The sequence below is a fragment of the Burkholderia sp. MSMB1498 genome (assembly GCF_001526245.1).
In the GTDB taxonomy this organism is placed as follows: Bacteria; Pseudomonadota; Gammaproteobacteria; order Burkholderiales; family Burkholderiaceae; genus Burkholderia; species Burkholderia savannae.
Map to the genome: position 1 here is coordinate 21,172 of NZ_LOYJ01000132.1, position 25,159 is coordinate 46,330.

A 25,159-nucleotide genomic window follows, 5' to 3' on the forward strand; every position below is an offset into this window, starting at 1 on the left:
CGCCGGCACGGGCGACATCGGCAGGGAGAGAACGATGAAAAACAAGACTACGAGGCTTTGGCGGATGCTGTCGGACATCCGCCGCGCACAGCGCTGCACGGCGCTGCGCGCGGCGGCGGCCGCCGCTGACGTGGACGCGCTCCTGACCGAGCGCGACGACGATCCTCCCGACGCGGACGACGCGACGCAGGACGACGCGTCGAGCGCGAAGCGCGCGAGGACCGATCTGCGCCATTGACACCGCCGCGCCGCGCGCGCCGCCTGCGCGCGGCTTTTTCGTCCCGTCAGCTCGGCAACAGCATCAACGTGTCGCCGACGCCTCTCTCGCCCGTTGCGTCGGACGGATGTCCGACCGTTTTGCCGCCGATCACCATGTTGCTCGAGCCGCCCCCGTCGAGATTGACGGCCGACGTCGCGCCGAGCCACGCCATCACCGCCGCCGTCTCCGGAATGCTCGTGCCGACGCTCAGCGCCGGCTGCCGGCCGTCGATCTCGACGAGCAGGATCGTGCCGTCGGCCGCGACGCCCGCCGCCGTGCGCCCGTTGCGCGCGACGTACCAGCCGTTGTACCAGCTGCCGTTCGCGGCGCCGCCTTCGCCCGCGTCGACGCCGCCCACCGTCGGCGCAAAACCCTCCTGCGCGGCGCTTTGCGCGAGATTCGGCGCCGACAGCGTCGGCCCCGCCTCGACGAGCGACGTGCCCGACGCGAGCGCGAGATCCGCGCCGTTCGCCGACAGCCGCTGCGATGCGGCGAGGCGCGTGCCCGGCGCCGCGTGCGCCTGCAGCCACGCGGCGCTCGCGCCGAGCCCCTGCAGCACATAGCCGTTCGGCGGCGGCGCCGCGCCGAGCGTCGCGTGACCCGCGACGACGACGCCGTTCGCATCGACCACGAGTTCATATCGCGCGCCCTGATAGCCGGCGTCGACGAGCGTGTTCGATGCGCCGCCGCGCAGGTACAGCGCGTCGTACATCACGAGATCGTCGTAATTCGTGCAGACCGTGTCCTGCGCGGGCTCGCTCGTCGGCACTTTCGCCTGCACGCCGCAGTTGGCGACCGTGCCGAGGATCGGCCGATTCAGCGTCTGCACCGCGATCGCGCCGCCCTGCGCGTCGGTCAGCGTGATCGCCGTCGCGAGATTGCGCGCGATCGTCGCGCGCTGGCGGCCGTTCGCGTCGCGCGTGAGCAGCAGGCCGGGACGCTTGCCGATCGCCGCGGCGACGAGACGCCCGTCGACCACCGTCGCGCCGACGGGCGAGCGCGGCGGCAGCGGCGCGCCGAACGGATTGACGTTCGTGAAGAAGCCGCCGTTGACGCCGGCGAGCGCGTCGACGCGCGCCCGCGCGGCCGACACCGTCTCGCCGCCCGCGCCGAGATCGTTGCCGCCCGCCAGCGCAATCGACAGCTTCGCGCCGGCCTGCGACGGATCGATCGCGAGCACGTTGACGATCCACGGCCCCGTCGTCGGATTGCCGGCGAGCGACGTATGCCGCGTGCCGGGCTTGTAGCGGTTCTGCGTCGCCTGCGCGATCTGCGTGGCCGCGGCCGTTGCATCGGCCTGCGCCGCGTAGCGGCCGACCGACAGCCAGTAGCCGAGCACCTTGCCCTGCAGGTCGGTGCCCGCCGACGCGTCGACGCGCGTCGCGAAGCCGGCGGCGGCCAGGTTCGCCGCATCGGCCTGGGTTGCGGCCTGCGTCGCGTAGAAACCGATGTTGACGGTCCAGAAATCGGCCGCGCTCGGCGCGCCGCGCTTGATCTGGTAATAGGCGACGCCCGTCGCGACCGTTTGCGACGACACGTTCTGCGCAAGCCCTTGCGGACCGAGCGGCATTTCACTCGCGGGCATCGCCCAGCGCTGCGCGGCGGGCGTCAGGTCGTCGCCGCCGCAGCTCGCGAGCGCCAGCGCGAGGGCGGGAAGCAGGCGCGCGGCAAGGATGCCAATTGAATTCGTAGTCCGCAAGATTCTTCCTCGGTCGATTTCGTCCGTTGCTGCCCATTGCGACGCAACGGCGGGGACCGAGTATACGAACCGCCCATGACGGCGCGGTTAAACGCAAGGCGACGCACGCGAGCGGGCGGGCGCGGACGCGTTGGTCAAATGGATCGATCGCGCTGGAGCGGCGAAGCCGGCGCGCGCAATTCGAGCCGAACGCACGACAGGCGCAATGCACGCAATGCGCGCTCGCGCCGCGCGACGTAACGCCTCGCGCCGCCCGGCCGACCGCGCTCGCCTTTTCGGGCAAGCCGCGCCGATCGATTTCGTCGACGATGTCCGCCATGCAATCGTGCGGCGATGCGTGCGCGACGCTGCCGTCGTCGTTCGCGACGATGCCGATGCAGCGGCCGCGTTACGGACTCCGTATCGAGCGGCGGTTTGCGGTTTGCGGTTTGCGGTTTGCGGTTTGCGGTTTGCGGTTTGCGGTTTGCGGTTTGCGGTTTGCGGTTTGCGGTTGGCGGTTGGCGGTTGGCGGTTCGCGGTTCGCGGTTCGCGGTTCGCAAACACTTGGCGCAAACGGCGCGGATACGTTCACGGCAAGCGGCAACGTATCGAGCATGCTTGCCGCGACGAGCCGGTGCGGTGCATCGACCGCGCGCGGCACAAGGCGCACATATCGGCGAGCATCGCGGCGATCAGGCGGCTGTCGGCAAGACTGATCGACACGTTGGAGCGTCGAGCGCGGCTAAGGCGTTCGAGCGTCAGCGGCTCGTGCGCGTCCGGACGACGGCGGCTCGACACGCAGACGAGTCGGCCCGGAAACGGCAACTGCGGCGAAATCGAATCCGGATGCGCGTCGCCCGCTTGCTTCACGCAATGACGCTTCTGCGCAAGCGCTGGAACAGGAGATCCGAGCTCGCGACGGTCAGCATCAGCGTGAGCGCGCACGCATCGGCGGCGAGGCCGACGCCGAATTGCAGCATCCGCGCGTTGCCTTGCATGCCGTGCAGCAGCGAATCGAACGTCAGCGAGATCGCCGCGCCGACGACGAAGCACAGCATCCCGCGCTGCCCGACCGCGACGACGGGCCACGCCGCCCGCGCGATCCGCGCGATCCAGCCGTGGCGGACGAGCTCGGCCATCAGCCACGCGAACGCGACGAAGTTCATCACGCGCGGCCACGCGAGATGGCGCTTGAGCTCACCCTCCGGCAGCGGCAGCCCGGCAAACAGCTTGTAGTACGCGCACGCGAGCACGACCGCCAGCGCGACCGCGGTGATCGCCGCGCCGCCCGGCCGCGCCGCAACGTCGCGATGCAGCGGCCAGCAGCGCACGATCACGCCGACCACGAACATCAGTTGCCACGCGAACGGGTTGAAGCTCCAGCGGAACGAATCGGTGTCGAGAAGGTCGGCCGCGAGCCACGGCGCGCAGCTCCACATCAGCACGCTGCCGAACAGCAGCCACCACGGCTTCGCGCGCGCGAGCGGCACGACCGCGGGCGTCGCGAGCGCGAACAGCACGTACATCGGCAGCACCGAAGCGAGATACGGCTGGCGCTTGAAGGTCAGCAGCTCGACGAGCCCCGTGAGCGGCGATGCGAGCAGCACGCTGATGTCGTCGAGCGCCATGTTCGGCGCGTCGATGCCGTAGTGATCGAGCACGGCCGATACCACGAGCATCAGCGTCGACGTCGCGAGAAACGCGCGGTAGATCTGCGCGGCGCGGCGCACGAAACGGCGCCGCGCCGCGCCCGCGCCGTGGCGCGCACAGACCGCGAGATACGCGCTCGCGGTCGCGAAGCCGCCGAGGAACACGAACACCTCGGCCGCGTCGCACAGCGCGAACGCGTGCAGCGTCACGCGCGACAGCACGCTCGCGCCGATGTGGTCGACGACGATCGTCAGCAGCACGAGGCCGCGAAAGAAATCGACCTCGATCGAGCGTCCGGCGGCCGCTTGGGCAGACATGACGGGAACGCTCATCGCACGGCCGGACCGATGCGCGCGGCGCGCGCCGGGCGAACTGCGGAAAGCGGGAAAGTCGGGCTTGCGAGCCGTTCTGCCGTGGCGCAATGCAAATGCCGGCTGAAAATCCGGCGATGCGCCGACGTGACGGAGCAACGCCCCTGCGACGTGAAAACATGACCGTTCATGGGCGGGCCCGCGGGCGAAAGAATTCGTCTAAAAATTTTAATCGCCGCTCAGGGTATGCCCTAAGTAACAAAATGCAACGAAATCTTTAGCCGGATTACAAGACGGATCGCGCGTCGCGAATGCCGCCGGGCATGCGGCGTGCTCGGCGCAACGGGATTGATTCGCGTGCGTGTCATGCGGTCGGCGCGCGGTGGGCGTCGGCAAGCGCGTCGCCGCGCAGCAGCGAATCGCGCGGCGGACGCATCGTGTAATCGGCTGCAATGCGCCGGCTCGCATCACGGCCGTCGATTGGCGAATCCGTCAGCCGGGATCTCCGTGACGCAGCGCGTCACCGGTCGCCGGTCGTGGTTCGACGTTGATCGGTCATCGAATTGCGGAATTGCCGATTTGCCGATTTGCCGATTTGCCGATTTGCCGATTTGCGGATTTGCGGATTTGCGGATTTGCGGATTTGCGGATTTGCGGATTTGCGGATTTGCGGAATTGCGGAATTGCGGAATTGCGGAATTGCTAATTCAGCCGTTCAGCCGTTCAGCCGTTCAGCCGTTCAGCCGTTCAGCCGTTCGGCGGTTCAGCAGTTCAGCGGTTCAGCGGTTCAGCGGTTCAGCGGTTCAGCGGGTCGACGGGTCCGCAGGTCGATAGGTCAGCGCGCCGGCAGGTCGGCATGGGCAATCCGCTCCCATCGCCCAGCCAGCCAACGCCCGCCATTCGAACCACGCGCCGCGCCATCGAACACGCAATCGCCATGCGCACCGAACGCGCGCGCCTACCTCCGTGCGAGCAAGAATCCGTGCCACGCGGTCAGCGCGACCGCCGCCCAGATCGGCACGTACGTCGCGAGCTGCTCCCAGCTCAGCGCCTCGCCGAGCACGAACACGGCAACCGCGACGAGCAGCACCGGCTCGACGTAGCCGAGAATCCCGAAGAGCGCCATCGGCAGCATGCGGCTCGCTTTCAGATAGCTGGCGAGCGCGAACGTGCTGATCGCGCCGAGGCCCGGCAGCAGCATCGCCCACAGGAGCGGCCGATCCGCGACGCGCGTGCCGCCCATCGCGAGCGTCGCGGCCGCGACCGGCAGCAGCGCGAGCATTTCGACCGAGAACAGCGCGAGCGAATCCGCATTCACGCGGCGTCGGAGCACGAAGTACGGCGGATAGCCGAGCGCGACGACGAGCGTCGGCCACGCGAACGCGCGCGTCGCCCAGATCTCGTGCGCGACGCCCGTGGCCGCGCACGCGAGCGCGAGCCATTGCAGCCCGCTCAGACGTTCGTGGTAGTAAAAGCGCCCGACGAGCACCATCGTCAGCGGCAGCAGGAAATAGCCGAGCGACACCTCGAGCATCCGGCCATGCAGCGGCGCCCACAGGAACAGCCATAGCTGCAGGCCGAGCAGCGCGGCGCTCGCCGCGAGCGACAGCGCGAGCCGCCGGTTCGCGAACGCGCGCGCGAGCAGCTCGCGCAACGCGGGCCAGCGGCCGCGCAGCGCGACGACCGCGATCGCGCCGGGCGCGGTCCAGACGATCCGCCACGCGAAGATGTCGAGCCCCGTGAGCGGCGCGAGCAGCTTCGCATACGCGGACAGCAGCGCGAACAGCGCCGACGCCGCCACCGACAGCGCGATCCCGCGCCCCGCCTGCGGATAATCGGCCGCGGCGCTCAATGCTGCTGGAAGCGCTCGAAGCGCTTGTCCGTCCGGCGCTCCTCGAACGTCACCTCGGTCACGCGCGCGGCGGGCGGCCCGTGCCGCAGCCACGCGAGCATCCGGTCGATCTGCGGCGCCGGGCCCTGCAGCATCGCCTCGACCGAGCCGTCGTCGAGATTCGCGACCCAGCCGCGCAGCTTGAGCGCATGCGCCTCGCGCACGGTCGCGTGCCGAAAGCCCACGCCCTGCACCACGCCGCGCACCCGCACGTAATAGGTTTCGATCCGCTCGTCCAGACGCTCGTCCAGATCGTCGCCGCTCATCGCATCCCCCGTGTCATCCAGTCGATCCAAGCCCGGCATTGTAGTCGCGCGCCGCGAACGATGCTCGACGAAACCGCGCGCCGCCCGCGCGAGGCGACCACGTACAATCTCGCACGACGCACAACACGCCGCGCTGCACGAGCGCGCGGCCATGAGGACTATGACTGACACACAACGCGATCTCGTTCTGGTGACCGGCGCCTCCGGTTTTGTCGGCTCCGCCGTCGCGCGCGCCGCGCGGCAGCAAGGCTATCGGGTGCGCGTGCTCGTGCGGCCGACGAGCCCGCGCACGAACGTCGCGGATCTCGACGCCGAGATCGCGACGGGCGACATGCGCGACGAAGCGTCGATGCGCGCCGCCCTGCGCGGCGTGCGCTACCTGCTGCACGTCGCGGCCGACTACCGGCTGTGGGCGCCCGATCCGCTCGAGATCGAGCGTGCGAATCTCGAAGGCGCGGTCGCGACGATGCGCGCGGCGCTCGCCGAGGGCGTCGAGCGGATCGTCTACACGAGCAGCGTCGCGACGCTGAAGGTGACGCCGTCGGGCGCATCGGCCGACGAGTCGTCGCCGCTCACGGCCGAGCAGGCGATCGGCGTCTACAAGCGCAGCAAGGTGCTCGCGGAGCGCGCGGTCGAGCGGATGATCGCCGAGGACAAGCTGCCCGCCGTGATCGTCAATCCGTCGACGCCGATCGGCCCGCGCGACGTGAAACCGACGCCGACCGGCCGGATCATCGTCGAAGCCGCGCTCGGCAAGATTCCCGCGTTCGTCGACACGGGCCTGAACCTGGTGCACGTCGACGACGTCGCGCACGGCCACCTGCTCGCGCTCGAGCGCGGGCGGACCGGCGAGCGCTACATCCTCGGCGGCGAGAACCTGCCGTTGCAGACGATGCTCGCCGACATCGCGCAACTGACGGGCCGCAAGGCGCCGACGCTCGCGCTGCCGCGCTGGCCGCTGTATCCGATCGCGCTCGGCGCGGAAGCGGTCGCGAAGATCACGAAGCGCGAGCCGTTCGTGACGGTCGACGGGCTCAGGATGTCGAAGAACAAGATGTATTTCACGTCGGCGAAGGCGGAGCGCGAGCTCGGCTATCGCGCTCGGCCATACCGCGAGGGCATTCGCGACGCGCTCGACTGGTTCCGGCAGGCGGGTTATTTGCGCTGAGCGGGGTTTCGGCGTTTCGGCGTTTCGGCGTTTCGGCGTTTCGGCGTTTCGGCGTTTCGGCGTTTCGGCAGCAATTCTGCGCGTGCCGTTCACGGTCCGCGCAACGTTCCGATTTTTCGCCGACTCATCGTGGACCGCGACGGGTTATCGACGCATTCGCCCCTCTTCCCGGAAAACGGGACGCCCGCATCCGCGTGCCGGATCGAAAATCGGCGATCGCGACGCATCGCGCGGCGCTCGGCTCGCCACGAGCGGCCCGCGGCTGCGATGCGCATTCGCGCCGTCGCTCTTCTTGTCGCCATCAGGCAAGATCCCCATCGATCTTGAAGCGATCGATGCGAACGCGTCGAGCATGTGATCGCCCGACGCTTTCGATCGAGAAAGACCCTCGAGCAGGCTGCCGCAGCAGCAAAGCGTGCGGTAACCACGGGGCAAAGGACATCTCGCCGCCCAACCAGCGTTCGCGCCGCGATCTCGCCACGATCTCACCGCGGATCTCACCGCGGATCTCACCGCGATCTCACCGTATCGCGGCCGACACGACGACGGACCTGCCTAACGGGCCGCCGGCGGGGCCGCCGGCGCGCGTCGACCGCCCTTTCCGATCGCCGCTGACACGAAACGCCCCCATGCGGCCTCGAAGATCGAAGACGATCGGGGAGGCGCCGGCCCACACTTCGGGCACACGTCGACCTCGGCGGCACCATCCGTCGACTTCTCGCCCATTACGTCAGCCAATGTCGCCGAACCGCTCCAAGTGCGCGGTCCGACACGCGCTCGCTGCCGCGTCCGCCACGTTGCCAGCATTTTGTTACATGCAACGTTCGAACCTGGACAGGGCCTGCGGGTAAAATCGCGGGTCTTACGTAGAGAATGCACGCATGAACTTGAACGATCAGATCGATACGCTCGACAGCCGCGTCGATCAGCTCATCCATACGGTGTGCGACGTAGCGAGCGCCGCGCAGGAAGCCGCCGCGACCGCCGCCGCAGACAAGGCCGCCGCCGAAGCCGCCGCGGCGAAGCACGCGGAAGCCGCCCGAATGTCCGTCGAGCAGTCGACGCTCGAATCCCTCGCCACCCAAGCGGCCGCCGACAAGAAGGCGGCCGAAGCGTTCGCGACGCAAGCGGCCGCCGTCCAGGCCGCGGCCGAAGCCGCCGCCGCGCAGGCGGTCACCGACAAGACCGCGGCCGAAATGCTCGCGATGCAGGCGGCCGCGGATCGGGCCGCCGCCGAACAGGCCGCGGCACAAGCAGCGGCGGACAAATCGGCCGCCGAAGCGCTTGCCGCCCATACCGCAACGGAACGCGCGGCGACGGAACAGGCGTCGTCCGACAAGGCTGCCGCCGAAGCACTCGCCGCTCAGGCAGCGGCGGATCGCGCCGCCGCCGCGCACGCGACGGCGCAGGCCGAGGCTGACAAGACCGCCGCCGAAGCGCTCGTCGCGCAGGCGACGTCGGAGCGCACGGCGGCCGAGCATGCCGCCGCGCTAGCGGCCGCGGACCGAGCCGCCGCCGAACACGCTGCGACGCAGGCGGCCGCCGACAAGGCCGCGGCCGAATCGCTCGCGGCTCGAGCGGCGAGCGAGCGCGCAGCGGCGGATGCGGGCATCGCCGAGCGCGCAGCGGCCGATCGGGCCGCCGCCGAGCAAGCTGTCGCTCAGGCCGACGACGACAAGGCAAAGGCGGACACGCTCGCCGCGCAAGCCGCGGCGGACCGCGCCGCCGCCGAGCAAGCCGCCGCTCAGGCGGCGGCCGACAAGGCCGCAGCCGAAGAGATCGCCGCCCAGGCGGCGGCCGATCGAGCCGCAGCGGAATTGCTCGCCGCGCAGGCCAGCGCCGAGCGCACTGCGGCCGAAACGCGCGCAACCGAACGAGAGACGGCGGAACGCAGCGCCGCCGACGCAGCGGCCGCACAAGCCGCCAACGACAAGGCGGAAGCCGAAACGCTCGCCGCCCGAGCCGCGGCGGACCGCGCCGCGGCCGAGCAGGCCGCGGCCCAGGCGGCGGCCGACAAGGACGCGGCCGAGTCGCTGTTCGCGCAGGCCACGACCGAACGTTCGGCCGCCGAGGCCGCCGCCGCACGCGCGGCGAGCTACAAGGCGGCGGCGGAATCGCTCGCGTCGCAGGCCGAGCAGAACCGGGCGGCCGCCGAAGCCGCGGCGCCGGTCGCGGCAGTGCAAGCGGCGAACGGCGAGCTATCGCTGCACGTTGCGCGGCCGTCGCAGGACCAGATCACGCTCACGCTCGGCGAGCACTCGGTGTCGCTGCCGCCTCAGCAGCTCAGCCAGTTGATCGAGGAATTGGCGCACGTGCGCGCGTCGATGACGATCGAGCAGCCGAACGGGCTGCCGAACGGCTGGCGCTTCGTGACGACGCGCAATCCGCTGATGGCGGTGCAGAAGCAGGCGAACGGCGACCGCCTGCTCGTCGCGCGGCACAGCGGGTTCGGCTGGGTGCCGTTCACGTTCTCGCCGGAGGTCGTGATCCAGCTGTACATGCTGCTCACGCAGAAGTGACGCGGCGCGGCCGACCACGGCCAGCGCCGGCGCCGCACCGTCGGAAGGAAAGGAGAAGTGGTGACCGGAACGGCGGTCGAGACGGCCGCCGGCCGGGAAATGGCGAAGTCGCCCGATCGAGCGAGCGCATTCTCCTGAATAAACGCGGGGGACGCGCTCAATCGAGACCACTGACAACGGATAACGGCCCGCAGCAGCAATCGAGCCCCGCGGGTCCGCAAGCATCCGCAGTTTTCGCGGCGCCGGCGCCACGCCCGCACACGCACACGCACACGCACCCGGACGATCGGGCAAACCGGGCCGCGTGCCGCGTGCCCCGTGCCGCGCCCTCGCACCCCGACGAAACGCTTCGCGCAACAGCTTGCGCGCGCAGTCCGGCAAAGATCGCAGTCGAAGCCAAAACCGACGAACAACCGGCCGACGCGGCCGCTCCCGAACGCCGCCGACCGGCCCGCAACGGTTCAGCGATCCTGCACCGGCGCCTGCACGCGCGCCTTCCACTGCCCGCCCTTGCCGCGCCAGTAGCGCACCGCCGACGCGAACGTCGCGCCGACATAGAACAGCGCGACGAGCGGCAGCGCCGGCGCCCACCACGGCGAGCGGCGGTAATAGCTCAGCATCGGCGCATACGCGGTGCACATCGACGCCCACGCGAGCCACGCCGGCCACGCGCGCGCGCCATACGCGAGCGCGGCGACGGGCGGCATCAGATAGATAATCGTCATCCCGACGAGCGTGCCGAGCAGCAGCACCGGCGAATAGCGAAGCTGCGTGAACGCGGTGCGCGCGATCATGTTCCAGATGTCGCGCCAGCTATCGTACGGGCGCAACGACACGCTGCGCTCGGCGAGGTCGAGCCGGATCGGGTGATGACCGGCGCCGCGATGCTTGATCCGCGCGGCGAGGCTGCAATCGTCGATCAGCGCGCCGCGAATCGATTCGATGCCGCCCGCCTCCTCGAGCGCGTCGCGACGCACGAGCATGCAGCCGCCCGCCGCGCCCGCCGTCTTGTTGCGCGGATCGTTGACCCACGAGAACGGGTACAGCTTCGCGAAGAAGAACACGAACGCCGGGATCAGCGCCTTTTCCCAGAACGAATCGCAACGCAACCGCACCATCAGCGACACGAGATCGCGCTGCTCGGCCTGAGCGCGCGTGACGAGCTGCGCGAGCGCGTCCGGCGGATGGCCAATGTCGGCGTCCGTCAGCAGCAGGTAGTCGGCGGGCAGCCCGAGCGAGCGCACCGCGGCGATCCCCTGCGACTGCGCCCATACCTTCCCCGACCAGCCGGCAGGCAGCGCCTCCGCGGTCAGCACGGTCAGCCGGTCGACGCGGCTGGCGGCGGCCGCGGCCGCGCGTGCGGCGTCGGCGGTGCCGTCGGTGCTGTGGTCGTCGACGACGATCAGATGAAACGAGCCTGCGTAGTCCTGCTCGACGAGCGATTTGACGGCCTCGCCGATCACGTCGGCCTCGTTGCGGGCGGGCACGACGGCCGCCACCGCGGGCCAGCCGGCGTCGGCGGCCACGCCGCGCGCGTCGCGCGGCAGGCGCCGCGCGGGGCGCGCGCGCCAGAAGCCGCCGCGCCCGAACAGCAGCACGAGCCAGATCACGAGCGACAGGCACGACAGCAGAAACACGACGATGAGCGTCATGCGCGGCCCTCCGCCCGTGCGCGGCGGCGGCCCGGCGCGCCGCCCGGACCGGCGGCCGCGCGCGCCGGCGCGCCCGTTTCGTTACGATCGACTTCCATGCAAATCAGCCCTTTAGGTGCCCTCCGGCGTCAGCGAGCCGAAAGGTTCGGTGAAAACCGCCTAGTTTACTGGGTTTGACGCGCGCAAGCGCCGGACCTCCGGGGTTGCTCCAATTGCCACAACGTCAGGAACGGTAAAGCACGCAAAAGCCGATAGGGTTAAAATGCGCGATTACTTCGGGGTGCCGGGCCCGTTCCTGCATTCATAACATCCAAGTTGGGGCGATCGGCCCGGCCTGCCGGCCGCTCGCACCCCGCGTCAGTCGTCGGAGTTCGCCCAAATATGCGAGTCATCCTTGCCCAGCCTCGCGGCTTTTGTGCGGGGGTTGTCCGCGCGATCGAGATCGTCGAGCGCGCGCTGCAACAGCACGGCGCGCCGGTCTATGTACGTCACGAGATCGTCCATAATCGGCACGTAGTTGAAAACCTGAGAAATAAAGGGGCGCGATTCGTTGAGGAGCTCGACGAAGTGCCGCATGGCGCCGTGGCCATCTTCAGCGCGCACGGCGTCGCCCAGACCGTCGAAAAGGATGCCGATGCCCGGGGCCTCGACGTCCTCGACGCGACGTGCCCGCTCGTCACGAAGGTGCACGTGCAGGGGCGCCAGTACGTCGCGGCCGGCCGCCGGCTGATCCTGATCGGCCACGCCGGCCATCCGGAAGTCGAAGGCACGATCGGCCAGATTCCGGGCGAGGTGATCCTCGTCCAGAGCGAAGCCGAGGTCGATACGTTGACGCTGCCGGCCGACGCGCCCGTCGCGTACGTCACGCAGACGACGCTGTCGGTCGACGACACGCGCGGCATCATCGAAGCGCTGCAGCGCCGGTTCACCGACATCGTCGGCCCGGACACGCGCGACATCTGCTACGCGACGCAGAACCGCCAGGCGGCCGTGCGCGAACTGAGCGAGCAGGTCGACGTGCTGCTCGTCGTCGGCGCGACGAACAGCTCGAACTCGAACCGGCTGCGCGAGATCGGCGCCGAAAGCGGCGTGCCGAGCTATCTCGTCGCGGACGGCTCGGAAATCCGCACCGAATGGTTCGCGAACGCGCGCACGGTGGGCCTCACGGCCGGCGCGTCGGCGCCCGAGGAAATGGTCGAGGACGTGATCGCCGCATTGCGCGCGCTCGGCCCGGTCGAGGTCGCGACGATGTCGGGCCGCGAGGAAAAAGTCGAATTCAAGCTGCCGGCGAAGCTCATGCAAGCTGTCGCCCGCGAAGTTTAAGGAGGACATCTCTTGTCTATTCCGCTGCTCCAGCAAGCCCGCGTCGGCGCGTACATCGTGCGCCAACACCTGTCCGGCAACAAACGCTATCCGCTCGCGCTGATGCTCGAGCCCCTCTTCCGCTGCAACCTCGCGTGCAACGGCTGCGGCAAGATCGATTACCCCGATCCGATCCTGAACCAGCGCCTGTCCATCGAGGAATGCCTGCAGGCCGTCGACGAATGCGGCGCGCCCGTCGTGTCGATCGCGGGCGGCGAGCCGCTGCTCCACAAGGAAATGCCGGAAATCGTCCGGGGCATCATGAAGCGCAAGAAGTTCGTCTATCTGTGCACGAACGCGCTGCTGATGGAAAAGAAGATGGACGACTACCAGCCGAGCCCGTATTTCGTCTGGTCGGTTCACCTCGACGGCGACAAGGACATGCACGACCATTCCGTGTCGCAGGACGGCGTGTACGACAAGGCCGTCGCGGCGATCAAGGAAGCGAAGCGCCGCGGCTTCCGCGTGAACATCAACTGCACGCTGTTCAACGATGCGATCCCCGAGCGCGTCGCGAAGTTCTTCGATACGCTCAAGCCGATCGGCGTCGACGGCATCACGGTGTCGCCGGGCTACGCGTACGAACGCGCGCCGGATCAGCAGCACTTCCTGAACCGCGACAAGACGAAGAACCTGTTCCGCGAAATTCTGAAGCGCGGCGAAGGCGGCAAGCGCTGGTCGTTCAGCCAGTCGTCGCTGTTCCTCGATTTCCTCGCCGGCAACCAGACCTACAAGTGCACGCCGTGGGGCAACCCGGCGCGCACGGTGTTCGGCTGGCAGAAGCCGTGCTACCTGGTCGGCGAAGGCTACGTGAAGTCGTTCAAGGAACTGATGGAGACGACCGACTGGGACAACTACGGCGTCGGCAACTACGAGAAGTGCGCGGACTGCATGGTCCACTGCGGCTTCGAGGCGACCGCCGTGATGGACACGATCGCGCATCCGCTGAAGGCGCTGCGCGTGAGCCAGAAGGGCATCAAGACCGACGGCCCGTTCGCGCCGGACATTCCGATCGACAAGCAGCGTCCGGCCGAGTACGTGTTCTCCCGCCACGTCGAGATCAAGCTCGAAGAGATCCAGCGCGCGGGCAAGGGCAAGCTGCAAAAGTCGCCGAAGCCGGCCGCGACGGCCTGACCCGACGATCGCCGGCGACGCGCGAGATTGCGCGCCCGCCGTCGACGGCCGAGGCGCCCCGAATGACATTCGGGGCGCCTTTTGTTTTGGCGCGCGTGTCGCCGGGGTCCGGCCGCGCCTTTGCGCAGTTCGCCGCGATGCATTTTTTCGGCGCGCCGTGCGTCGGTTGCGATACGTCGGTCGGCGCGCGACGGACGATGTTTTGGGATGAATGAGCGGTGTCAGGCCGGTTCAGGCCGGTGGCGGTGGCGGTGGCGGTGGCGGTGGCCGTGGCCGTGGCGGTGGCGGTGGCGGTGGCCGTGGCCGTGGCGGTGGCGGTGGCGGTGGCCGTGGCGGCATCGGTACCGATATCGATGCCGATGCGATTTCGCATCGTCGAACGCCTCGACATGGAAATCCTGGCGCACGTTCAGCGAAATTCCCCGCTTCACGCGTCTTTGTCGCACTTTTTCGTCACGTCCGCTTGCGCAACCGATCGATGTCGCATGCGACGGCCGCCGAGCCGAGCCGGCGCCACACACACCACTTGCGCCACTTGCGCCACTTGCGCCGCGTGCGCCACTTGCGCCGCTAACTCGCAAGCACGCTTGCTCGCGCCGCGTTACGATGCGCGTTGAGCCGGCGCCAACGACGCGCCGCCACCGACAACGATGCGCACGGGCGCACGACGCCGCCGCGCACGCGCAGACATTCCGAGAACCGCCATGACATCTTCCGACGTCGCCGACATCATCGGCTGGCATGCCCACGTATATTTCGACGCATCGAGCCGCGACGCTGCGTGGGCGTTTCGCGCGATCGTCGAACGACGCTTCGGCGCGACCGTGCAGCTCGGCCGTTTTCACGAGCGACTCGTCGGGCCGCATCCGACGTGGTCGTATCAGATCGCGTTCGAGCCGGCGCAATTCGCCGAAGTCGTGCCGTGGCTCGTGCTGCACCACGGCGCGCTCGACGTGTTCGTTCATCCGAACACGGGCGACGAGCTGCGCGATCATCGCGACGCCGCGGTCTGGATCGGCCATTCATATGCGTTGAATCTCGATGCGTTGAGCGGCTAAACGACGCGACGCGCGCCGCATCGGCGTATCGCGCCGCGAAGTCGGCCACGTCGCGAAAGCGGCGAATCGGGCCGGATAACGTCGGGTTCGACCGGGTCACGCTCGACCGGCGCACGCTCGACCGGCGCACGTCGAGCCGGGTTGGGTCGCGTCGAGCAGGGACATGTCGGACCGGGTCGGGTCGGGTCGGGTCGGGTCGAGCCAGGCCACGCGGGCCGAGTCACGTCACGTCGTGCCGAGCCGTGCCGCGTCGTACCGAGCCGGGCCGGGCCACGTCAGACCGAGTCGCGTCAGCCTCAAACCGGCGCACGTCAGACCGAGTCGCGCCGGACCGAAGCACTTTCGCCCGCTCCGCATTCGATCGCGTCATATCGAGCTCGGCCCGCGTCGCAATCGAAGAAGCTCCGTCGAACGTCACGCCGCACCCACGTCGACGGCCCGTCATCCGGATCGCGCGTGCAAGCGCCGTGCGGCGACACCGATCGCCCATGCAGCCGAATACGCGCGGATCTGCGCGAATATCTCGCCGCGAGACCGACATCGCAACGGATTGAGCGGCGACGCAGTTCGCGCGCCGTCGCATGCCCGAACCGGCGAACGAAGCCGCCGATACGTTCATCGAGCGTTGCGCGCCGCGCAATCGATGCGTGCGCCGCGGTAACGCCGGACGATCGACTCTCGCACTACCATTGCGTGGCATGCACGCCACGACACGGAGAAGCCGATGGCCCCCGATCTGAATCTGCTGATTGCGCTCGACGCACTGCTCGAAGAAGGCAGCGTCGTCGGCGCCGCGCGCCGCATGAATCTCAGCCCGCCCGCGATGAGCCGCACGCTCGCGCGCATCCGCGAAACCGTCGGCGATCCCATTTTCGTCCAGGCCGGGCGCAGGATGGTGCCCACGCCGCGCGCGCTCGCGCTGCGCGGCGTCGTGCGCGAGACCATCGAGCGCGCGTCGCAACTGCTCGCGCCGAGCGCCGAAATCGATTTGCGCACGCTCGACAAGCAGTTCAACGTGCGCGCGAACGACATCTTCGTCGGCATGCACAGCGGCCGGCTGCTCGAGGAGATGGAGCGCGGCATGCCGCGCGCGATGCTGCGCTTCACGCCCGAGGAGGACGACGTCGACGACGACGCGCTGCGCAGCGGCCGCATCGACCTGTTCATCAGCGCGTCGCGCCGCCTCGGGCCCGAGATCCGCGTGCAGCCGCTCTTCACGACGACGTTCGTCGGGCTCGCGCGCAGCGATCATCCGATCTTCGGCGACGACATCACGCCCGAGCGCTTCGCGCGCTGGCCGCACATCGGCGTGTCGCGGCGCGGCAAGTCGTCCGGGCCGATCGACGCCGCGCTCGCTGAGCGCGGGCTGAAGCGCCGCGTCGCGCTCGTCGTGCCGACGCCGTACGCGGCGGTATTCGCGCTGCACGCGTCGGATCTGATTCTGCCGCTGCCCGAGCATCTCGCGTGCGGCGCAGTGAAGGCGGGGCTCGACGTGCGCGCGTTCGAGCTGCCGGTGCCGCTCGAGACCGTGCTGATCACGCAGGCGTGGCATCCGCGCTTCCAGAGCGACCCCGCGCATCAATGGCTGCGCCGCGTCGTGCGCGGGCTGTGCACGGGCCCGAGCGCGTTGCAGCCGGCGCACGCGTGACGCGCGCGCGACGCGTGCGTCTCACGCATGCGCCGATTGCAAAGACTTCACTTTTCTGAACGCGAGCGACGCCCGTAGACTGCCTCCGTCATTCATCACGGAGCGCGATCAGTGCGTGACGCAGCAGATCAGACGGCCGCCGTCTCGGCGGCGCGCGGACGGCCGAGCCGAGCGACGGCGGCGCTGCTCGCGCGCCTCGAGCGATTCGAATTCGATCTGTTCACGCCGCGCGGCGCGTATGTCGCGCGCTCGATCGCCGCGGCCGCGCTCGCGCTCGGCGTCGCGTATCTGCTGGCGCTCGAGACGCCGTACTCCGCCGCGTCGACGGTGCTGCTCGTGATCAATCCCGTGCAAGGCGCGGTGATCGGCAAGGGCGTGTGGCGCGTCGCCGGCACGATCGCCGGGATGCTCGTCGCGTTCGTGCTGATGGGCTGCTTCGCGCAGCAGCCGCTGCTCTTCATTCTAGGCTTCGGCTTCTGGCTCGGCCTATGCGTCGCCGGCATGACGATGCTGCGGCACTTTCGCGCGTCGGGCACGGTGGTCGCCGGCTACACGATCGGCCTCGCGACATACGGCGCGATGCTGCGCCCCGAGCTCACCTTCGAACGCGTGATCGGCCGCGGCTCGACCGTCGTGATCGGCGTGCTGTGCCTGAGCCTCGTGTCGATGCTGTTCAGCGCCCGCGACGTTCGCGGCAAGCTCGAAGCGCTGGTGACGCGGCTCGCCGCGGCGGTCGCGCGCGCGATCGCCGCGCAGCGCGGCGGCATCGCGGCCGCGCCCGGCGACGACACGCGGCTCGCGCTGCTGGCCGACATCTACGGAATCGACGATCTGCTCGCGCTCGGCAAGGCCGAATCGGAGGACCTCGCGCAGCGCGCGATGGCCGTGCGGCACGGGATGGCGTCGCTGTTCGGCGCGCTCGCGGGCGGCACGCCGCCGCTGCCCGCGGACAGTCCGGGCGCACGCGCGATCGCGCGCCTGCAACCGCGGCTCGAGGCGGCGTGGCGGGCCGCCGCCGACGCGCTCGACGACGGTCCCGACGGCGCCGCGCACGCGGCCGCGCTGCTCGGCGACGCGCGCACGCGCTTGCGGAACGCGCTCGCCGGGATCGCGTTCGCCGACCCGCGCGACGAGGCGACGCTGCTGATCGCGGGCGAGCGCCTGATCGAGCAGATCGACGACTATCTCGCCGCGCTGCGCGGCCTTGCCGAGTTGCAGCGGCCAAGGCCGCAGGGCAAGCCCGCGCCCGTGCGCTTTCATCGCGACGCGCGCTCGGCCGTGCGCAACGGCGCGCGCTCGATGTGCGCGATCGTGATCACGGGCGCGATATGGTTCGCGACCGGCTGGGATCAGGGCGACATGATGCTGCTCGTCGTCGCGCCGTATTGCGCGCTGCTCGCCACGGCCGGCGATCCCGCAGCAGGCGCGAAGGCATTCATCAAGGGCACGGTCGCCGCGGTGCCGGCCGCGTTCGTCTGCGCATTCGGCGTGCTGCCGCGCATCGAGGGCTTTCCGCTCCTCGTCGCGACGCTCGCGCTGTTCTGGCTGCCGGGCATCTATGCGACGAGCACGCCGAAGACCGCGCTCGCGGGCCTCGCGTATCTCGTCGCGTTCAACACGCTGAACGCGGCGACCAATCCGTTTCGCCCCGACCTCGGCCTGTTCCTCAATCAATCGGTCGCGTGGGTGCTCGCGACGTTCGTCACGCTGCTCGCGTTCCAGCTGATCCTGCCGCGCAACCTCGCCGCCGACATCGCGCGGCTACGCCGCACGATCCGCGACGATACGCTCGGGCTCCTCGCTTCTCGCCACAGGCGGCCGGCGGCGGCCCAGTGGCCGCAGCGGCAGCAACACCGCATCGCGCAGCTCGCCGCGCTGCTGAAAAGCCGGCCGGCCGCGATGACGCAGGCGAGCGTCGAAGGGCTCGCCGCGCTGCACGTCGGCAAGGAATTGCTGCGCATCCGGCGCTTCGTCGCGCGCGGCGATCTGCCCGCGCCCGCGCTCGACTGCGCACGCACCGGCCTCGCGCGGCTCGCGCGCCGCGCCGCCGAGCCCGCGCGCGCGGCGCTGCACGCGCGCCGCGCCGCCCGTGCGATCGCCCGGCTCGCCGCCGCGCATCCCGGCCACGACGTCGAGCTGAAGCGGCTGATGGCCGCGTTCGCCGACGTGCACACGCTGCTGCACACGCACGCCGCGTACTTCACCCCCGTTCCGCCGAGGTCCCGCCGTGCTCAGTGAATTCGCCGTGGCCGGCGTCTACCTGCCGCCGTTCTTCGTCTATGCATGCGCGACCGTGCCGCTCTACCTGGCCGTGCGCGCCGCGCTCGCGCGCGCCGGGCTGCTGCGCCGCGTGTGGCACCCGGCGCTGTTCGAGTTCGCGGTTTCGCTCGTGCTCGTCGCCGCGCTGATCCTCTTTCTCTAGTTCGCCACATCGCACCATGTCGCTCAAACCCCTGACCCGCTCCGTGGCGACGCTCGTCGCGATCGGCCTCGCGATCGCGCTCGTCGCCGCCCTCTGGCACGCGTACGTGCTCGCCCCCTGGACCCGCGACGGCCGCGTGAGCGCGCACGTCGTGCGAATCGCGCCGGAAGTGTCCGGAACCGTGATCGGCGTCGCTGTCGCCGACAACCAGCGCGTATCGAAAGGCGACGTGCTGTACCGGATCGATCCGCGGCGCTTCGCGCTCGCGCTCGAGCAGGCGCAGGCGCAAGTCGCCGCGAGCGCCGAGGCGATGCGGCAGAAACGCGACGAGGCGCGCCGCCGCACCGGCCTCGACGATCTCGTGCCGCAAGAGGACATCCAGCGCTCGGGCCGCGCGGTGTCGATCGCGCAGGCCGAATACCGCAAGGCGCTCGCCGCGCTCGAAGTCGCGGAGCTCGATCTCGAGCGCGCGACGCTGCGCTCGCCGGTCGACGGCTACGTCACGCAGCTGCGCTTGCGTCGCGGCGACTACGCGGTCGCGGGCAAGCCCGGCATCTCGGTGCTCGACGCGCACAGCTTCTGGATCACCGGCTATTTCGAGGAAACGAAGCTGCGCCGCATCGCAACGGGCGCGCCCGCGCGGATCAAGCTGATGGGTTTCGATCCGCTGCTGAGCGGCCGTGTGGCAAGCATCGGCCGCGGCATCGCCGACGAGAACGGCGGCCTCGACGAACTCGGACTGCCGAGCGTCAATCCGACGTTCAGCTGGGTGCGGCTCGCGCAGCGGATTCCGGTGCGCATCGAGCTCGATCGCGTGCCGGCGGGCGTGCTGCTCGCGGCCGGCATGACCTGCAGCGTCGAGATCGGCGAGGCCGGCCGCCGCTCGACGCCGCGCGGCCGGCTCGCGTCGTGGCTGCACACGTTGATGTAGGCGGCGGCGATGCGATCCATTTCTTTCCGTCCGCCACGATGCGCCGCCGCGCTCACGGCCGGCGCCTGCGCGATCGCGCTTGCCGCGTGCACGGCGGTCGGCCCCGACTATCGTCCGCCGCGGCCCGCGCATCCGTCCGACTGGACGGCGCGCGGCGGCGACGCCGCGCCGGCCGATCCCGCGCGATCGCAGGACTGGTGGCGCGCGTTCCGCGATCCGCTGCTCGACAAGCTGATCGCGCAGGCGATCGGCGGCAATCAGGACCTCGCGATCGCGCGCCAGCGGCTGTTGCAGGCGCGCGCCGAGCGCGACCGGATCGCGAGCCGGCTCGGCCCGGCCGTCTCCGCGGGCGGCACGGCCGACGCGCTGCGTTCGTCGCGCGCGCTCGACTGGCCGCCGGGCATCGGCCAATCGCGAACGTATCGGCTCGGTTTCGACACGTCGTGGGAGCTCGACGTCTTCGGCGGCACGCGGCGCGCGATCGAATCCGCGGATGCGCAAGTCGAGGCGATCGACGAAGACCGCCGCGCGATTCTCGTGAGCCTCGTCGCCGAGCTCGCGTCCGATTACGCGGAACTGCGCGCGAGCCAGGCCCGGCTGCGGCTCGCGGCGGACAACGTCGCGAGCCTCGACGCGACGCTGCGGCTGACCGAGCGCGCGCAGCGGCGCGGTCTCGGCACATCGTTCGAGGTCGCGCAGGCGCGCGCCGAGCTCGAGCTCGCGCAGGCCGCGCTGCCGCCGCTGCGGGCGAGCGTCGCGCGGCTCGCGCACGCGATCGGCGTGCTGACGGGCGGCTTTCCCGGCGAGCTGCGCGACGCGCTCGCCGCGCCCGGCGCGACGCTGCCCGTCGCGCCGCAGTTGCCCGTCGCGCTGCTGGCCGACGTGATCCGCGAGCGGCCCGACATCCGCGCCGCCGAGCGGCGCTTCGCGGCCGCCACCGCGCAGATCGGCGTCGCGCGCGCCGCGCAATTGCCGCGCTTCGCGATTCCGCTGAGCGTCGGCTCGACCGCGAGCCTCGTGCAGGACTTGTTCGCGAGCGCGAGCGTCGCGTGGTCCATTGCGCTCGAAGGCACGCAAACGCTCTACGACGGCGGCCGCGCGAAAGCGGGCGTCAGCGCCGCGCAGGCCGCCGCCGAGGCGGCGCGCATCGCGCATGCGCAGCGCGTGCGCGTCGCGTTCCGCGAGGTCGAGGACGCGCTGACCGCGATCCGCGCCGAGCGCGACCGGCAGAAGGCGCTCGTCGCGGCGGCCGACAGCAGCCAGGACGCGCAGTCGCGCGCAATGCGCCTGTATCGCGGCGGACTGAGCGATTACCTGTCGGTGCTGACCGCGCAGCGCGCGACGTACCGCGCGCGCGACGCGCTCGCGCTGAGCCGCCTCGCGCACGTGCAGGGCGTGATCGCGCTGTACAAGGCGCTCGGCGCAGGCTGGCGGCGCGATGCGCCGGTCGCGCAAGCCGACGGCCCGCCGGACGCGCGCGGGCCTTGACGGCCGCCGCGCTGCGCCGCTTCGCTTCGCGCCTCGTCGTGGCGTTCGCCTTCGCCTTTGCCTTTGCCTTTGCCTTTGCCATCGTCTTCGTCTTCGTCTTCGGATTTTTTTTTCGTCATCCATTCCGGGAGCATTGCCATGAATCTCGATCCGCAGGATTTCGTCGTGCACGACGTGAGCCGGTTTCCGATGTGCGTATTCCGCGAAAGCGCCGCGACGCCCGGCTACGCGACGCAATGGGAGAAGGAAATCGACGCGCTGATGCGCGGCGGCGCGCCGTTCGTCGTCGTGTACGTCTCGCTCGAAGCCGGCGAGAGCCACGACGACCGCAAGCATCGCGCGATGTGGCTCAAGCGGAACAGGACGGCGCTCGGCGCGGTGTGCAGGGCGCTCATCAGCGTCGAGCCCGATCCCGAGCGGCGCGCGGCCGTCGCCGAGCAAGGCCGGATGGCCGTCAAGGCGTTCGGGATTCCGCACGAGGCGGTCGCGTCGCTCGGCGAGGCGACGGCGCTCGCCGCGCGGCTCACGGCAGCGAGCGGCGCAACCGGCGTCGAAACGCACGCGCGGCGGACCTGATACGCAAGGCGGCGATCCGGGCCGAAGTCGCCACGCTCGGCCGTCGGCGCCGGCGCGAACGTGCGCCGGCGATGCGCGGACGGCGCATGCCGGCGGCGTCGCTGCGGCGGCATGCCGATGCGACGTGGTCGGTTTCGACGCCGCGCCGCCGACGACGACGACACTCGCCGCCCGGCATAGGTGTCTTTCGGCGCGCTCGCCGCTCCGGTCGCGATGCTCGCAACGGCAAGTGAACGCCTTACGCGTCGGCGTGAGCCGATCGGTCGCAACGCGCATCGGCCATGGCCCTCATCGACGCCGCGCCGCCGACGCCGACGCTCGCCGCCCGCAACGGCGGTCAATGCGCCGAGCGCCGGCGCCCGTCGATCGTCCGCGACGCACTGCGACCGACAACGCCCGTTCGCCCATCGCCTTGCGCGACGCTTCCGACATCTCGCGGCGCATTTCGCCGTCCCCCGCCCGTCCCCGCGCGCCGGCTCGGCCATCGCCTGTCGCGCCGGGCGCGCGCCGACGCCCGCCCGGCTCCCGCGAATCGACCAACTCGAATGAATATGCGAAGCTTTCGCCGACGTTCCGCGATTCCGTTTCATTCCGCAAAGGAGCCCACTTGGAAATTCGCCACGGAGTCAATCTGACGCGCGCCCGCGCGCTCCTCGCACGCGAACGCGACGCCTTCGAACGAGCCATGCCGACATCGCGCGCGCGCTGCGCCGAAGCGGCGCAGCACCTGCTGTTCGGCGTGCCGCTGCACTGGATGCGCGACTGGTCGACGCCCTTCTCGCTGCACGTCGATCACGCGCGCGGCGCGCATTTCACCGACGTCGACGGCCATCGCTACGCCGACTTCTGCCTCGGCGACACGGGCGCGATGTTCGGCCACGCGCCCGAGCCCGTCGCGCGCGCGCTCGCCGAGCAGGCAACGCGCGGCTACACGACGATGCTGCCGAGCGAGGACGCCGCGTGGGTCGGCGCGGAGCTCGCGCGCCGCTTCCGGCTGCCGTACTGGCAGTTCGCGCTGAGCGCGAGCGACGCGAACCGCTTCGCGCTGCGCTGGGCGCGCGCGGCAACGGGCCGCAAGCACATCGTCGTGTTCAACGGCTGCTATCACGGCACCGTCGACGACGTGTTCGTCGATCTCGTCGACGGCAAGCCGGCGCAGCGCGACAGCCTGCTCGGCCAGGCGCACGATCTGCTCGCGTACACGCGCGTCGTCGAATTCAACGATCTCGCCGCGCTCGAAGCCGCGCTGGAGAGCGGCGACGTCGCGTGCGTGCTCGCCGAGCCGGCGCTGACCAACATCGGCATGGTGCTGCCCGACCCCGGCTTCTGGCGCGAAGCGCGCGCGCTGACGCGCCGCCACGGCACGCTGCTCGCGATCGACGAAACCCATACGATCAGCAGCGGCCCCGGCGGCTACGCGGTCGCGCATGGGCTCGAGCCGGATCTGCTCGTCGTCGGCAAGCCGATCGGCGGCGGCGTGCCGTGCGCGGTGTACGGCTTCAGCGCGTCGTTCGCCGAGCGCGCGCAGCACGCGAAAGCGAGCGCGCCGCCCGGTCATTCCGGCATCGGCACGACGCTGACCGCGAACATGCTGGCGATGCGCGCGATCCGCGCGACGCTCGCCGACGTGATGACGGACGCCGCGTACGCGCACATGTTCGACCTCGCCGCACGGCTCGCGGCCGGCCTCGAACAGGCGATCGCGCGGCGCGGGCTGCCGTGGTGCGTGACGCGGATCGGCGCGCGCACCGAATTCCAGTTCGCGCCGACGCCGCCGCGCAACGGCGCGATCGCCGGAATGCAGCTCGACGGCGAGCTCGAGCACATCGTGCATCTGTATCTGCTGAACCGCGGCGTGCTGATCACGCCGTTCCACAACATGATGCTCGTGTGTCCGGAAACGGGCGCGGAAGACGTCGATCGGCTGGTCGCGGCATTCGATGCATGCATCGGGGAGATGGTCTGAGCGACGTCGCGCGGACGCCACGAAGAACGATGCGAGCGCGCGTGCGTGCATGCGTGCGTGCCGCGGGAACGCTTGTCGGCGACGGGAACACGGAGGATGCCGAATAGCGCGCCAGTTCGCACGAGTAACCGGATGCCAGATACATTATCTCACACGAGTTAATTAAAACCTGACAACTGGATACTCGTCGCGACACAATGCGGAATTCAATGTCAGATTGGGCGGCGAATAAAGCAGCCAAAATAAATCTGCTCAACCTTTCAACGCCAAGCCAAATATATCTTATATAGGCCATTAATAGCCCGATTGGTTGTCCGCCTCGACGATGTGCAGCCGCACAATGCGGCCATGCCGACGCTCGAAGAAAAAGCGGCGTTCGCAGAACGCCTCAAATTCGCCCTGCAGCGCAGCCCGGAGAAAATCTCCGGCGCGACCGCCCTTGCGCTGCACTTCAATCTGCGGCATCGCGGCGAACACCCGATTTCTCCGCAAACCGCACACAAATGGCTGACGGGCCGCACGATCCCGACGCCCGACAAGTTGCGCACGCTCGCCGATTGGCTGCGCGTCGATCTGCATTGGCTCCATTACGGCCCGCCGCCCGGCGCGCCCGGCGGCAGGACGCACGAGCCGGCGCGACGCGACGAAAAATACGCGCCGACGGCGGAGACCATCGAGCTGGCATCGAAGATCGAGGCGCTCTCGCCGCATCATCGCTATCTGATGCAGGAATTGATCGAGCATTTCTGCGGTGATCCGTCGAAGCGGCGCTGAGCGGCGCAGATGTCGGCGGATACTCATCGGGCCATCGTCCATCCATCCGCCTGGCCGTTCGCCGCTTCGATCCAACGCGTCGTCCCGCCGCATCCGCCCATGAAAAAAGCGCCACGGCTCGCACCGTGACGCTTTTGCGCGATCGCGACAAGCGCATCGCGAAACCGCCGCCGCCCGCGGACTACGCCGTCAGCAGCATTTCCCCGCTCCCGAACCGTATCGCGCATTCTGCCGTTCGCGGAAAAACTCCTCGTACGTCATCACCGGACGATCGGGATGCGTCGCGCGCATGTGCGCGACGTAGCCTTCGTAGTCGGGCAGGCCGACCATCAATCGCAGCGCCTGCCCCAGATAACGGCCCGCGGTGCGCAATTCGCCGCCGAGATCGGAGAACATCGCGGCCTCC

The 25,159-nt window shown here is 69.9% G+C and carries 21 protein-coding genes; 15 read left to right on the forward strand and 6 right to left on the reverse strand.

What is annotated here, in order from left to right; all coding sequences use genetic code 11:
- The first annotated feature begins 34 nt into the window (after nt 1–34).
- The gene (locus tag WS91_RS31315) at nt 35–238 is read left to right on the forward strand and encodes a hypothetical protein (protein ID WP_059575592.1); all 204 of its coding nucleotides are present in this window, start codon (nt 35–37) and stop codon (nt 236–238) included.
- Nucleotides 239–284: 46 nt separating this feature from the next.
- Here WS91_RS31315 and WS91_RS31320 read toward each other — a convergent pair whose 3' ends face one another.
- A complete protein-coding gene (locus tag WS91_RS31320) occupies nt 285–1,958 on the reverse strand; it encodes a phosphodiester glycosidase family protein (RefSeq protein WP_059671668.1) in 1,674 nt (557 codons plus the stop codon).
- Between the two features lie 130 nt (nt 1,959–2,088).
- Between WS91_RS31320 and WS91_RS36590 the strand changes: the two genes are divergently transcribed.
- On the forward strand, nt 2,089–2,814 hold the full coding sequence (locus WS91_RS36590) for a hypothetical protein (RefSeq protein ID WP_156432580.1): 726 nt from the start codon (nt 2,089–2,091) through the stop codon (nt 2,812–2,814).
- Here WS91_RS36590 and WS91_RS31330 read toward each other — a convergent pair.
- From WS91_RS31330 to WS91_RS31340, 3 genes are all read right to left on the reverse strand, one after another.
- Complete coding sequence (locus WS91_RS31330; protein WP_442854985.1) at nt 2,804–3,904, reverse strand: OpgC domain-containing protein; 1,101 nt, start codon at nt 3,902–3,904, stop codon at nt 2,804–2,806. The genes WS91_RS36590 and WS91_RS31330 overlap by 11 nt on opposite strands.
- A 952-nt stretch (nt 3,905–4,856) precedes the next feature.
- Nucleotides 4,857–5,750, reverse strand: coding sequence for an EamA family transporter RarD (gene rarD / locus WS91_RS31335; RefSeq protein ID WP_059575599.1), 894 nt, complete (start codon nt 5,748–5,750; stop codon nt 4,857–4,859).
- Nucleotides 5,747–6,055, reverse strand: coding sequence for an acylphosphatase (locus WS91_RS31340; protein ID WP_038755204.1), 309 nt, complete (start codon nt 6,053–6,055; stop codon nt 5,747–5,749). The genes rarD and WS91_RS31340 overlap by 4 nt, the downstream gene beginning before the upstream one ends.
- Before the next feature lie 160 nt (nt 6,056–6,215).
- Between WS91_RS31340 and hpnA the strand changes: the two genes are divergently transcribed.
- Nucleotides 6,216–7,223: a hopanoid-associated sugar epimerase gene (gene hpnA, locus WS91_RS31345; protein ID WP_038755202.1), complete on the forward strand. Its 1,008-nt coding sequence runs from the start codon at nt 6,216–6,218 to the stop codon at nt 7,221–7,223.
- A gap of 881 nt (nt 7,224–8,104) precedes the next feature.
- Nucleotides 8,105–9,742: a hypothetical protein gene (locus WS91_RS31355; protein WP_059671669.1), complete on the forward strand. Its 1,638-nt coding sequence runs from the start codon at nt 8,105–8,107 to the stop codon at nt 9,740–9,742.
- A 461-nt stretch (nt 9,743–10,203) separates the two neighbouring features.
- Here the strand turns inward: WS91_RS31355 and WS91_RS31360 are convergent, their stop codons facing one another.
- Nucleotides 10,204–11,394: a glycosyltransferase gene (locus tag WS91_RS31360; protein WP_059671670.1), complete on the reverse strand. Its 1,191-nt coding sequence runs from the start codon at nt 11,392–11,394 to the stop codon at nt 10,204–10,206.
- Between the two features lie 381 nt (nt 11,395–11,775).
- Here WS91_RS31360 and ispH point away from each other — a divergent pair, with 381 nt between their 5' ends.
- The 11 genes from ispH to WS91_RS31415 all read left to right on the forward strand — a co-directional run bounded on the left by ispH (nt 11,776) and on the right by WS91_RS31415 (nt 24,753).
- Nucleotides 11,776–12,717 carry a 4-hydroxy-3-methylbut-2-enyl diphosphate reductase gene (gene ispH, locus WS91_RS31365; protein ID WP_038755192.1) on the forward strand — a complete coding sequence of 314 codons (942 nt, stop codon included), beginning with the start codon at nt 11,776–11,778 and terminating at the stop codon, nt 12,715–12,717.
- A gap of 12 nt (nt 12,718–12,729) precedes the next feature.
- Nucleotides 12,730–13,890, forward strand: coding sequence for an adenosyl-hopene transferase HpnH (hpnH, locus tag WS91_RS31370; RefSeq protein WP_059575607.1), 1,161 nt, complete (start codon nt 12,730–12,732; stop codon nt 13,888–13,890).
- 704 nt (nt 13,891–14,594) lie between these two features.
- Nucleotides 14,595–14,948, forward strand: a complete 354-nt coding sequence (locus WS91_RS31375) for a DOPA 4,5-dioxygenase family protein (protein WP_059671671.1) — start codon at nt 14,595–14,597, stop codon at nt 14,946–14,948.
- A gap of 724 nt (nt 14,949–15,672) precedes the next feature.
- Nucleotides 15,673–16,596: a LysR family transcriptional regulator gene (locus WS91_RS31380; RefSeq protein ID WP_059642634.1), complete on the forward strand. Its 924-nt coding sequence runs from the start codon at nt 15,673–15,675 to the stop codon at nt 16,594–16,596.
- 111 nt (nt 16,597–16,707) lie between these two features.
- Nucleotides 16,708–18,834 (forward strand): FUSC family protein, encoded by a 2,127-nt coding sequence (locus tag WS91_RS31385; RefSeq protein ID WP_059575609.1) that lies wholly within the window; start codon nt 16,708–16,710, stop codon nt 18,832–18,834.
- A complete protein-coding gene (locus tag WS91_RS31390) occupies nt 18,824–19,018 on the forward strand; it encodes a DUF1656 domain-containing protein (protein ID WP_038755172.1) in 195 nt (64 codons plus the stop codon). The genes WS91_RS31385 and WS91_RS31390 overlap by 11 nt, the downstream gene beginning before the upstream one ends.
- A 16-nt stretch (nt 19,019–19,034) precedes the next feature.
- The gene (locus tag WS91_RS31395) at nt 19,035–19,949 is read left to right on the forward strand and encodes an efflux RND transporter periplasmic adaptor subunit (protein ID WP_059671672.1); all 915 of its coding nucleotides are present in this window, start codon (nt 19,035–19,037) and stop codon (nt 19,947–19,949) included.
- Between the two features lie 9 nt (nt 19,950–19,958).
- A complete protein-coding gene (locus tag WS91_RS31400) occupies nt 19,959–21,437 on the forward strand; it encodes an efflux transporter outer membrane subunit (protein ID WP_059671673.1) in 1,479 nt (492 codons plus the stop codon).
- A 138-nt stretch (nt 21,438–21,575) separates the two neighbouring features.
- Nucleotides 21,576–22,013 (forward strand): hypothetical protein, encoded by a 438-nt coding sequence (locus WS91_RS31405; protein WP_038755278.1) that lies wholly within the window; start codon nt 21,576–21,578, stop codon nt 22,011–22,013.
- Nucleotides 22,014–22,620: 607 nt separating this feature from the next.
- Nucleotides 22,621–23,979 (forward strand): aspartate aminotransferase family protein, encoded by a 1,359-nt coding sequence (locus WS91_RS31410; protein ID WP_059642644.1) that lies wholly within the window; start codon nt 22,621–22,623, stop codon nt 23,977–23,979.
- A gap of 348 nt (nt 23,980–24,327) precedes the next feature.
- A complete protein-coding gene (locus WS91_RS31415) occupies nt 24,328–24,753 on the forward strand; it encodes a transcriptional regulator (protein ID WP_038755160.1) in 426 nt (141 codons plus the stop codon).
- Between the two features lie 189 nt (nt 24,754–24,942).
- Here WS91_RS31415 and WS91_RS31420 read toward each other — a convergent pair whose 3' ends face one another.
- Nucleotides 24,943–25,149: a YbdD/YjiX family protein gene (locus WS91_RS31420; RefSeq protein ID WP_038755157.1), complete on the reverse strand. Its 207-nt coding sequence runs from the start codon at nt 25,147–25,149 to the stop codon at nt 24,943–24,945.
- Nucleotides 25,150–25,159 lie beyond the last annotated feature (10 nt).